Below are 10,515 nucleotides of genomic sequence, written 5' to 3'. Positions count from 1 at the left end.
TCGGACGGCACGACGGCCTTGAGCAGCTCGGTCACGCTGCTCGGCACCACCGCTGCCACCAAGCTCGCCACGGCTCCGGCCGACGGCGACATTCTGACGGTGAACGGCAAGACCATCACCTTCCGTGCGGGTGCGGCTCCGGCAAACACCGCCGTTCCGACCGGCTCGGGCGTGAGCGGCAACCTCGTCACCGACGGTAACGGCAACACCACAGTCTATCTCGGCACCAACGCGGCTCCGGCTGCGACGGTCGGCGACGTGCTGTCTGCGATCGACCTCGCCAGCGGCGTGAAGACCTCGACGATCACCAACGGTACTGCGACCATCGGCGCGGCCTCCGCTGCGGCGCCTTCGACCGCGGCTGCCGGTGTCGTGACGCTGAAGAGCTCGGTCGGTGCCGACCTCTCCGTAACTGGTAATGCCGACTTCCTCAAAGAGCTCGGCCTCACCAGCGCGACGGGTGGCGGCAATGCGACGGTCACTGCGAACCGCACGACCAGCGCGTCCTCTCTGGGCTCGCTGCTCCAGGACGGTTCGTCGCTGAACGTCGACGGCCACATCATCACCTTCAAGAACGCGCCGGTCCCGGGCTCTTCCAACGCTCCCGCGGTTCCGTCCGGCTTCGGCGTCAGCGGTAACGTGCTGACCGATGGCAACGGCAACTCGACGGTCTATCTCCAGACCGGCTCGATCAGCGATGTGCTGAAGGCGATCGACTTCGCAACCGGCGTCCAGACCTTTGCGCTGAACGGCAGCGGTGGTGGTACGCTGGCGACCGCGGTCGGTCAGGCTCCGTCGACGATCAACAGCTCCGGCCAGCTCAAGCTGTCCACCGGTGTCAACGCCGACCTGGCGATCACCGGCACCGGCAATGCGCTGGCGGCGCTCGGCCTTGCCGGCAACACCGGCACGGCGACGGCGTTCACCGCGGCCCGTACCTCGGGCATCGGCGGCATCGCCGGCAAGACCTTGACCTTCACCTCCTTCAACGGCGGCACGGCGGTCAACGTCACCTTCGGCGACGGCACCAACGGCACGGTGAAGACGCTCGATCAGCTCAACAACGCGCTGCAGGCCAACAACCTCGCCGCGACGATCGACGCCAACGGCCTGCTGACCATCACCGCTTCCAACGACTACGCGTCCTCGACGATCGGATCGACCGCTGCGGGCGGTGCGATCGGCGGCACGCTGACTTCCGCGCTGACTTTCTCGACGGCTTCCACTCCCGTCCAGGACGCGGTTGCGCAGACTGCCCGTGCCAACCTGGTGTCTCAGTACAACAACATCCTGAACCAGATCGACACGACCTCGCAGGACTCCTCGTTCAATGGTGTCAACCTCTTGAACGGCGACCAGCTCAAGCTGGTGTTCGACGAGACCGGCAAGTCGAGCCTGAACATCACCGGCGTGACCTACAACTCCAAGGGTCTGGGCCTTGCGTCGCTGACGGTCGGCGTCGACTTCATCGACAACGCGGCGTCCAACCGCGTGTTGACCAGCCTGAATGCCGCGTCGAGCACGCTGCGCTCGGAAGCCTCGAGCCTCGGTTCGAACCTTTCGGTCGTGCAGATCCGCCAGGACTTCAACAAGAACCTGATCAACGTGCTGCAGACCGGCTCGTCGAACCTGACGCTGGCCGACACCAACGTCGAAGCGGCCAACAGCCAGGCGCTCTCGACCCGCCAGTCGATCGCGGTCTCCGCGCTGTCGCTGGCCAACACCTCGCAGCAGAGCGTGCTCCAGCTGCTCCGGTAATAAGCGGCTGAAATTACTTAAGAAAAACCGAGCGGCGGGGCTTTTGCCCCGCCGCTTTTTTTTGTGTTCCGGGATCGGGAAGGCCGTACACCAGCCATTAACCCTATCCCTTAAACCGGCGTTAACCATACTTTAAAGGACAGGCCCTAAAACTGGACCAAAGCCCGCTTCCAGACCCGCGCGGCCGATTCGTATCCGGTTCAAGAGGAAGACCTGCCAATGTCCAACATCGTTCTCTCGGCGTCCGTTCGCCAGAACCTGTTGTCGCTGCAGTCGACGGCCGACTTGCTGGCCACGACGCAGGAGCGGCTGTCGACCGGCAAGAAGGTCAACACGGCGCTCGACAATCCCACCAACTTCTTCACGGCACAGGGGCTGGACAACCGCGCAAGTGACATCAGCAACCTCCTGGACGGCATCAACAACGGTGTGCAGGTGCTCCAGGCGGCCAATACCGGCATCACCTCGCTCCAGAAGCTGATCGACTCCGCGAAATCGATCGCCAACCAGGCGCTGCAGACCACGGTCGGCTACTCCACCAAGTCCAACGTCTCGACCACGATCCCGGGTGCGACGCCGGCGGATCTGCGCGGCACGACCTCGTATGCCAGCGCAACCGCCAACAGCAACGTGCTCTATACTGGCGCGGCCGGCGGTGTCACGCCGGTGACAGCAGCTGCCGCGCTCGGCGCTTCGCTCGGTTCGAGCGCCGGCACCCTGGTCGGCGGCACGGTGAACGCGGCCGACGGCACCACCGCGCTCAGCGGTACCGATACGCTGCTCGGAACCACCACGTCCACGACGTTCAGCACGGCGCCCGCCGACGGCGACACCATCACCGTGAACGGCAAGACCATCACCTTCCGCACCGGCCCCGCGCCCGCGACGCAGCCGACCGGCTGGGGCCTCAATGCCAGCGGAAGCATTGCCACCGACGGCAACGGCAACTCGATCGTCTATGAGGGAACGGCGGCAGCGCCCAAGGCGACCGTCAACGACGTGCTCAGCGCGATCGACCTCGCCAGCGGCGTCAAGACGGCGACGATCAGCGCCGGCGCGGCCACGATCGCGACGAGCGGCGGCAGTGTCGGTACGATTCAAACGCCATCCTCGATCGGTGCAGGCGGCGTCATCACGCTGAAGAGCTCGACCGGTGCGGACCTGTCCGTCACGGGCAAGGCCGACTTCCTTCACGACCTTGGCCTGACGGCCGCGACCGGCGCGGGCAATGCCAGCGTGACCGCGAACCGCTCGACCACGTCGGGCTCGCTCGGTTCGCTGGTGCAGGACGGCTCGACCCTGAACGTCGACGGCCACACCATCACCTTCAAGAACGCGCAGACGCCGCAATCGGCATCGAGTGTGGCCACCGGCTATGGCGTCAACGGCAACATCGTCACCGACGGTAACGGCAACTCGACGGTCTACATCCAGAGCGCGACCCTGACCGATCTGCTCAATTCGATCGACCTGGCGACCGGCGTCAAGACTGCCAGCCTGTTCAACGGCGCTGCGACGCTCAACACCACCTCGGGCCAGATCCCGTCGTCGGTGAATTCGAGCGGCCAGCTCTCGATCTCGACCGGCATCAACGCTGACCTCTCGATCACCGGCACCGGCAACGCGCTCAGCGCCTTCGGTCTCAGCGGCAACACCGGAACGGCGACGGCTTTCAGCGCGGCGCGCACCTCCGGTGTCGGCGGCGTCAGCGGCAAAACCCTGACCTTCACCTCCTTCAACGGCGGCACCCCGGTCAACGTCACCTTCGGCGACGGCACCAACGGCACGGTCAAGACGCTCGACCAGCTCAACGTCCAGCTTCAGGCCAACCACCTGACCGCGACGATCGACGCCAACGGCGTGCTGACGGTGACCACCGTCAACGAATACGCCTCCTCGACGCTCGGCTCGTCTGCCGCGGGCGGCGCGGTCGGCGGCACGCTCACCGGCGTGCTCGCCTTCACCACCGCGCAGCCGCCGGTGCAGGATCCCGTGGCGCAGACCGCGCGTTCGAGCCTGGTCAGCCAGTTCAACAATATCCTGGCGCAGATCGACACGACCTCGCAGGACTCCTCCTTCAACGGCGTCAACCTGCTGAACGGCGACACGCTGAAGCTGGTCTTCAACGAGACCGGCAGCTCCACGCTCGGCATCAACGGCGTGGTGTTCAACGCGGCGGGTCTCGGGCTCAGCAATCTCGTGCCGGGTACCGACTTCATCGACAACGGCGCGACCAACAGGGTGCTCCAGAGCCTGAACGCTGCCTCGAGCACGCTGCGCTCGGAAGGTTCTTCGCTCGGTTCGAACCTGTCGATCGTGCAGGTGCGTCAGGACTTCTCGAAGAACCTGATCAACGTGCTGCAAACCGGCTCGTCCAACCTGACGCTCGCCGACACCAACGAAGAAGCGGCCAACAGCCAGGCGCTGTCGACCCGCCAGTCGATCGCGGTCTCCGCGCTGTCGCTGGCCAACCAGTCGCAGCAGAGCGTGCTGCAGCTGCTCCGCTAGTTCGAAAGCGCAGGAATCGAATCTTGAGACGGCGCGGCGGGGCGAAGGCTCCGCCGTTCTTTTGAAGGAGTTCGCTAAGACAAGATTAGCTGAGATCGATGTGCATGATGCAAGGCGAGTTTACAGCTCGCGTCTCGCGCATCTATCCTCGCGCTCACGAAGAACTCCGCGGCCCGTAATAATCCGGAGTGCTTCCAAGCGCACACGTAAGCAAATCTTAAGCGGTGATGCATAGGGTTGGGAAAGAAATCCTTAAGTCCGTTCAACGGGCTAGGAAGCTTCCAAGGTGTGATTGATGTCGAATTCTGCTGCCTCGGCCTACGCGCGTGTTGCAACGACCACCGCATCTCCTCGCGATATCGAGGCGCAGACTCTGCTGAAGGCCGCCAACAAGCTTCAGGACGCGGTCAACAATGCTGACCCATTCAGCGAGCAGACCACTCAGGCGCTGATGTTCAATCGCAAGCTCTGGACCATCTTCCTGAGCGAAGCGATGCGCGAGAACAATCCGCAGCCGCTGGACGTCCGGCAGAAGATCGCCAACATCAGCGTGTTCGTGCTGAGCCAGACCGCGGCGCTCCAGATGAGCCCGCAGTTCGATCACTTCCGCCCGCTGATCGAGATCAACCGCAACATCGCCGCTGGCCTGTCCGGCCGCCCGTAATGGAGCCTCGTGATGTCCGACATCATGAGCATCCTGTCGACCGCGTATAAGTCGAACGTCCTCTCGAGCACCTCAGGCTCGTCCAAATACGTTGCGGTCGACTCCTCGCTGTACCAGGGCAATTGGTCCGGCACCTATCCCGACGGCAAGACGTTCTCGCTCAACATCTCGCAGGTCAGCGGCTTCCGCGCGCAGATCCACTATCAGAGCGGGGGGACCTCCCAGTATCAGCAGGTGCTGATCAAGGATTCCTCGTTCCGCTTCGGCAATACGAAGTTCACGCTGACCGATACCGGCAAGGCGCAGATCAAGAACGTCGTTACGGACCCGGCGACCGGTTCGAGCTATCTCGACACCGCCCAGGCCACGCTCGACAGCTGATCGGCTGGCGCGCTTTAAGCGCTGAGGTCCGTGTTGAGCGGACGCGAGGGCTCCGACTTCAAATCCAGTGCGTGGAAATAGGCTCGCCGGCGCAGCATCGCCTCGTCGGGGAACTGGTTGACCACCGCGTCGGTCTTGTCGTTGACGACCTGGAAGACCATGGATGCAGCCGCCTGGTCGAACACGACCTGGCGCGAGATGCTCTCGTTGCTCTGCAAATCATTGCGCGCAGGTGCGCTCGTATCGCTTGCGGCGACCGTCTGGCTCACCGGCAAATCGGTTTGCACGGCATCGTTCGCCGCCGAATTCGACGTCGTGTCGATCTGTACTGGGGCCGGTATCCCCACCGGCCTGATGCTGAAATCTGTACTCATGGCAGCCTCCTGGTTGCCTTGCGTGAGTCAAATCCCAACCCCTCTCAATACGCAACCATGGAACACCAGGATTGAACACCCGGTAAGGAAACGTGCCTAACCACGCGACGCTTTCGCCGCGCGGTTTTTCGTAAAATTGGAGACAGTTATTGTGCGCGCTCAGAGCGAGCGGCTGACCGCAAGCGGCGTGATGTGGCGCGGGCCGGGAGTCGCACGGCGTCCGGCTGCGGTATAGGTGTTCGGCACATTGCGCTTCTGGATCTCGGCGTTGACGCCGCGTACGACGCTTTCGGAGACCGCATGCGCGGTCGCGAGCACGGTGAGATTGACCTGGAGCATGGCGCGGAAGGCGTCGTGGTGGCGATGCAGCGTCGAGAGCAGCTCGGGCGCGGATTTCGCAAGCTTCTCCTGGTTCGCCTTCAACTGGCTGACGGCGGCGACGTAGCGCCGCGACAGCTCCTGCTTCTGGTTTTCGAGCGTCATCGCCTCGCGGACCTTGCCGGCGCGGACCAGCTCGGTCTCGCGCTCGACCAGGCCGAGCAGCGCGCTCATCGCGTCCATCAGGTCTTCGGCGAGCTTGCGTGCCTCGGCGCTGCCGGGCGTGTTGTTCGCGCGCTGCGCAGGCATCGGCTGACGTGACGCGTTGAAGTGGTTCATCTCGTTTGACCTTATGCCGTACGAAGAGTGGTTTTGGCCTGCTGCATGATCAGGGTACGGTAGACGTCGCGAGCGACGCCGACGCCGCCGGCGCTGGCGAAGTTCTTGGAATATTGCTCGGTCAGCATCGAGCGCCACACGCCGGTGCCCGGCGTGTCGCCGAACGGGCCTTCGCCCTTCAGGCCCGAGGTCATCTGCGCGAACATGCTGTTGAGGAACATGCCCTCGAAGTCGGTGGCGGTCTTCTGCGCCTTGGCTTGTTGCTGCGGCGAAACCTTCTGAAGGGCTGCGGCGAGCTCGAAGTCGGGGCGGCCGTTGCGGCTCTCCACGGAGAAGGCGGGATTCGAGGAGAGGGCCGCGGAGGCGACGCGCGCGGAGCTGAGCATGCCGGTCTGCATCACATCACCTCGATGTCGGCTTCGATCGCCCCGGCGGCCTTGATGGCCTGGAGGATGCTGATGAGGTCGCGCGGGCCGATGCCGAGGCCGTTGAGGCCGTCGACCAGCTGCTGGAGCGAGACGCCGTCCTTGACGACGGCGAACTTCTTGCCGTCCTCGGTGACGCCGACGCTGGAGCGCGGTGTGACCACTGTGCGGCCCCGCGACAGCGGGTTGGGTTGGCTCACCTGCGGGCTCTCGGAGATCGTGACCGTGAGATTGCCTTGCGCGACCGCGACGGTGGCAACGCGGACGTCGCGGCCCATCACGATGATGCCCGAGCGTTCGTCGATGATGATCTTGGCCGCGAGATCCGGGTCGACCTGAAGCTGCTCGATCTCGGTCAGGAACGCGACCACGTTGCCCTTGAACTCCGGCGGGATCGTCAGCTGCACCGTCGAGGGATCGATCGGCTCGGCGCTCTTGACGCCGAGATAGTCGTTGATCGCGGATGCAATGCGCTTGGCGGTGGTGAAATCGGCGTTGCGCAGCGCCAGCCGCACGTTCGGGAGGCGATTGAGCGCGAACTCGATCTCGCGCTCGATGATGGCGCCATTGGCGATGCGTCCCACGGTCGGAACGCCGCGCACGATCTTGGCCGCTTCGCCCTCGGCCTGAAAGCCGGAGATCGCGAGCGAACCTTGGGCGACGGAATAGACGTTGCCGTCGGCGCCGAGCAGGGGGGTGACGAGCAGGGTTCCGCCGCGCAGATCCTTGGCATCGCCAAGGGCCGACACCGTGACGTCCATACGCGTGCCTTGCGTCGCGAAGGGCGGCAGATTGCCGGTCACCATCACAGCGGCGACGTTGCCGGTACGGATGGTGGCGCCGCGGATGTTGACGCCCATGCGCTCGAGCATCGCCTGCAGCGACTGCTTGGTGAAGGGGATGTTGTTGAGCGTGTCACCGGTTCCGTTGAGGCCGACCACGAGTCCATAGCCGATGAGCTGGTTCTGCCGCACGCCCTCAATATTGGCGAGATCCTTGATGCGCGAGGTCGCACTTGCAGGCGCGGCCGAGAGCACCAGCGCTGACAGCGCGGCGCAGGCCACCCCAAAACACCCGCTCAGAATCTTCACCCAACGAACGCCTGGCATCCTCTGCTCCCCGAGGCTCCTCACATCTCGGACCTGCCAGACACTCCCATGACGAGCTGGTCCGACGCTGTCCTTGCGAGCGCCGTGCCAACGCGGGGCGGCGGGGTTAGGCGATTGAATAGGTTGAGTAAATTTGTTTCCTCCTGTGACAGCGGCTGTTGTCGCTGAGGAGCGAAACTGCCGTGTGTCGGCAGATTTTGCCGGGCCGTTTACGCCCCGTTAACCATAAAGCGGCGAATGTGGCGCATCGATCACCCGGACTGCTTCGATGCGCATCTACGGACCGAATGGCACCACGCTTGGGACGCCGGCCAGCCAGGCCAGGCGAACGAGCTCCGGCACCTTCGTGCTGCCGGACACCTCCTCGGCGCAGGAGTCACGAAGCGCCGCCGCACCGAAGGCGACCGCCAACATCGACGGGCTGCTCGCGCTGCAAGGTATCGAGGAAGATCTGGTCGAGCGCCGCAAGCGTTCGGTCGCCCGCGGCAGGACCGCGCTCGACGTGCTCGACGATCTCAAGATGGGACTTCTGTCCGGCAATCTCGACGCATCGACCGTGATGCGGCTGCGCGATGCGGCGGCGAACCTGAAATCATCCTCCGGCGATCCCGGTCTGGATTCCGTCCTGTCCGAAATCGAACTGCGCGTCGAGGTCGAACTGGCGAAGGCCGGGCAGGGCTGAGAGACAGAGCTCCCATAAACGGTAGTCTCAGAATCGTTGCTCGCGCACCTTACGCTGCTTCCTCCTTCTGCTGCGTGTCGTAGCGGCGCTGGGCGGCGAGCACGTCTTTCAGATTTTCCTCGGCCCAATCGCGCAGCGGATCAACCGCGGCGGCGAGTGTCACGCCGAGCTGCGTGATCGAATATTCGACCGTCACCGGCACGGTCGCGATGGCGCGGCGCTTGAGCAGGCCGTCGCGTTCGAGCGACTTGAGAACCTGGCTCAGCATCTTCTGCGAAATACCTTCGATCGTGCGACGCAACTGATTGAAGCGCATCGGCTCCTCGCGCAGCAGCAACAGGATCAGCACGGCCCATTTGTCGCCGACGCGATCGAGGATTTGCCGCGTCGGGCACTCGGCGGCATAGACATTAGGTTTCATCCTGGTTCCTCGCACTGGCTCGTTGCCGGTTACTCCTGCGTAAGCAGGTAAGCACAAAGTGCTCTCTTAACACCAGCGTTCTTTGCGATATCTAGTAACTATTGGTTACTATAGAAGCAAAGGATCCTTCCATGAAAATCGCAGTCGCCGGCGCCTCGGGCCGGGCCGGGTCGGAGATCACCAGGGAACTGTCCCGCCGTGGCCACGCGGTCACCGCCATTGCCCGCAACCCGGAGAAGATTGCAGGCCTGCCGAATGTGACGCCGACGAAGGGGGATGTGCTCGACCAGGTCGGTCTGGCCAAACTCTGGGCCGGGCACGACGTCGCGGTGAGTTCCGTGCACTTCCTGGCCAGCGACCCGCATAAGCTGATTGGCGCGGCCAAGGACTCCAAGATCGGGCGCTATCTGGTTGTCGGCGGCGCCGGCAGCCTCGAGGTCGCGCCCGGCGTCAAATTGGTCACAACCCCCGGTTTTCCGGCTCAATACAAAGCCGAGGCGGAGGCGGGCTCTGTGTTCCTCGACCTGCTGCGGCAGGAAAAGGACTTGAATTGGACCTTTATCTCGCCCTCGGCGCTGTTCGTTGAAGAGGCGCGGACCGGCAAGTTCCGGCTCGGCACCGATCAGCTTCTCGCAGATGCGAACGGCAAGAGCTGGATCAGCTTCGCCGACTACGCCATCGCACTTGCCGACGAAATCGAGAAGCCGGCCCATTTGAGGCAGCGTTTCACCGTCGGTTACTAGGCTTTTGGCCGCCCCCGGGCTCTCCCGGATAAAACCTTCCTGTGCAAGGGCTTGGGGGCGGTAACTGCGCCATTAAGGAAATATTGTCTGTCACAGGAGGCCACTATATAAGGCCCGGCTCAACGGACCCCGTTCCGTTGCGAGTCGTTGCTTAAAAAGATAGGCCGCCCTTGGAAAAGTTGAAAAACTACCGACCGACCGAAAAAGAGCCTTTCATGAACGACCGGCAGAAGGAGTACTTCCGTTTGAAGCTCCTCGCCTGGAAGGATGAGATCCTCAAGGAGTCCAAGCTCACCCTGCAGGCTCTGCAGGAGGAGAATGTGAATCACCCCGATCTCGCCGATCGAGCATCGTCCGAAACCGACCGCGCCATCGAACTCCGCGCCCGCGACCGCCAGCGCAAGTTGATCGCCAAGATCGACGCCGCGCTCCAGCGTATCGAGGACAACACCTACGGCTATTGCGAGGACACCGGCGAGCCGATCTCGTTGAAAAGGCTCGAAGCCCGTCCCATCGCAACGCTCTCGGTGGAAGCGCAGGAGCGCCACGAGAAACGCGAGAAGGTCTATCGCGACGAATAGAGTCCGAGCCGCAGCGATGCGGCTCTTTGTTTTTGAGCTCATGGTGCTGCTTCGCGCCATGATCAGCATTTTGACTGTCGTTTGCGCCCGCATGCGACGACGCGTGTGCACAATTGCGAAAAGTGAATCACGATCAATAGGCTAGGGTCGATTCCTGATAGCTCACGTGAGTTCACATGAGAAACAGCCTTCACTTCAGGTGCGGCGAGGTT

Annotated in this window: 12 protein-coding genes; 7 read left to right on the top strand and 5 right to left on the bottom strand. The window is 63.4% G+C overall.

Going from position 1 to position 10,515, the window contains the following annotated elements; all coding sequences use genetic code 11:
- The 4 genes from JQ631_RS31565 to JQ631_RS31550 form a co-directional block, all read left to right on the top strand.
- Positions 1-1,758, top strand: a 1,758-nt coding sequence (locus JQ631_RS31565) for a DUF1522 domain-containing protein (RefSeq protein WP_212333811.1), incomplete at its 5' end; no start/stop codon positions are given.
- A gap of 219 nt (positions 1,759-1,977) precedes the next feature.
- Positions 1,978-4,266, top strand: a complete 2,289-nt coding sequence (locus JQ631_RS31560) for a DUF1522 domain-containing protein (protein WP_212333808.1) — start codon at positions 1,978-1,980, stop codon at positions 4,264-4,266.
- Between the two features lie 295 nt (positions 4,267-4,561).
- Entirely contained in the window at positions 4,562-4,930 is a 369-nt protein-coding gene (flaF, locus tag JQ631_RS31555; RefSeq protein WP_212333805.1) for a flagellar biosynthesis regulator FlaF, read from the top strand.
- Between the two features lie 12 nt (positions 4,931-4,942).
- Positions 4,943-5,311 carry a hypothetical protein gene (locus JQ631_RS31550; protein WP_212333802.1) on the top strand — a complete coding sequence of 123 codons (369 nt, stop codon included), beginning with the start codon at positions 4,943-4,945 and terminating at the stop codon, positions 5,309-5,311.
- A gap of 14 nt (positions 5,312-5,325) precedes the next feature.
- On the opposite strand, the gene JQ631_RS31545 is transcribed toward JQ631_RS31550, so the two are convergent.
- The 4 genes from JQ631_RS31545 to JQ631_RS31530 form a co-directional block, all read right to left on the bottom strand.
- Positions 5,326-5,685, bottom strand: a complete 360-nt coding sequence (locus JQ631_RS31545) for a hypothetical protein (RefSeq protein WP_212333799.1) — start codon at positions 5,683-5,685, stop codon at positions 5,326-5,328.
- 159 nt (positions 5,686-5,844) lie between these two features.
- The gene (locus tag JQ631_RS31540; protein WP_212333796.1) at positions 5,845-6,342 is read right to left on the bottom strand and encodes an MCP four helix bundle domain-containing protein; all 498 of its coding nucleotides are present in this window, start codon (positions 6,340-6,342) and stop codon (positions 5,845-5,847) included.
- An 11-nt stretch (positions 6,343-6,353) separates the two neighbouring features.
- On the bottom strand, positions 6,354-6,740 hold the full coding sequence (flgJ, locus tag JQ631_RS31535; protein WP_212333793.1) for a flagellar assembly peptidoglycan hydrolase FlgJ: 387 nt from the start codon (positions 6,738-6,740) through the stop codon (positions 6,354-6,356).
- Positions 6,740-7,876 carry a flagellar basal body P-ring protein FlgI gene (locus JQ631_RS31530; RefSeq protein WP_212333790.1) on the bottom strand — a complete coding sequence of 379 codons (1,137 nt, stop codon included), beginning with the start codon at positions 7,874-7,876 and terminating at the stop codon, positions 6,740-6,742. Before JQ631_RS31530 ends, flgJ begins: the two co-directional genes overlap by 1 nt.
- Before the next feature lie 268 nt (positions 7,877-8,144).
- Here JQ631_RS31530 and JQ631_RS31525 point away from each other — a divergent pair, with 268 nt between their 5' ends.
- Positions 8,145-8,558: a flagellar assembly protein FliX gene (locus JQ631_RS31525; RefSeq protein ID WP_212333787.1), complete on the top strand. Its 414-nt coding sequence runs from the start codon at positions 8,145-8,147 to the stop codon at positions 8,556-8,558.
- 49 nt (positions 8,559-8,607) lie between these two features.
- Here JQ631_RS31525 and JQ631_RS31520 read toward each other — a convergent pair whose 3' ends face one another.
- Positions 8,608-8,979: a winged helix-turn-helix transcriptional regulator gene (locus tag JQ631_RS31520; protein ID WP_212333784.1), complete on the bottom strand. Its 372-nt coding sequence runs from the start codon at positions 8,977-8,979 to the stop codon at positions 8,608-8,610.
- A 131-nt stretch (positions 8,980-9,110) separates the two neighbouring features.
- Here JQ631_RS31520 and JQ631_RS31515 point away from each other — a divergent pair, with 131 nt between their 5' ends.
- Complete coding sequence (locus JQ631_RS31515) at positions 9,111-9,722, top strand: NAD(P)-dependent oxidoreductase (RefSeq protein ID WP_212333782.1); 612 nt, start codon at positions 9,111-9,113, stop codon at positions 9,720-9,722.
- 215 nt (positions 9,723-9,937) lie between these two features.
- Positions 9,938-10,303: an RNA polymerase-binding protein DksA gene (gene dksA / locus JQ631_RS31510; protein WP_008554760.1), complete on the top strand. Its 366-nt coding sequence runs from the start codon at positions 9,938-9,940 to the stop codon at positions 10,301-10,303.
- Positions 10,304-10,515 lie beyond the last annotated feature (212 nt).

Origin of the sequence: Bradyrhizobium manausense (assembly GCF_018131105.1) — a bacterium.
GTDB classification, from domain to species: domain Bacteria; phylum Pseudomonadota; class Alphaproteobacteria; order Rhizobiales; family Xanthobacteraceae; genus Bradyrhizobium; species Bradyrhizobium manausense_B.
The sequence above is the reverse complement of the archived record's forward strand: the minus strand, read 5'-3'. Positions and strand labels throughout refer to the sequence as shown.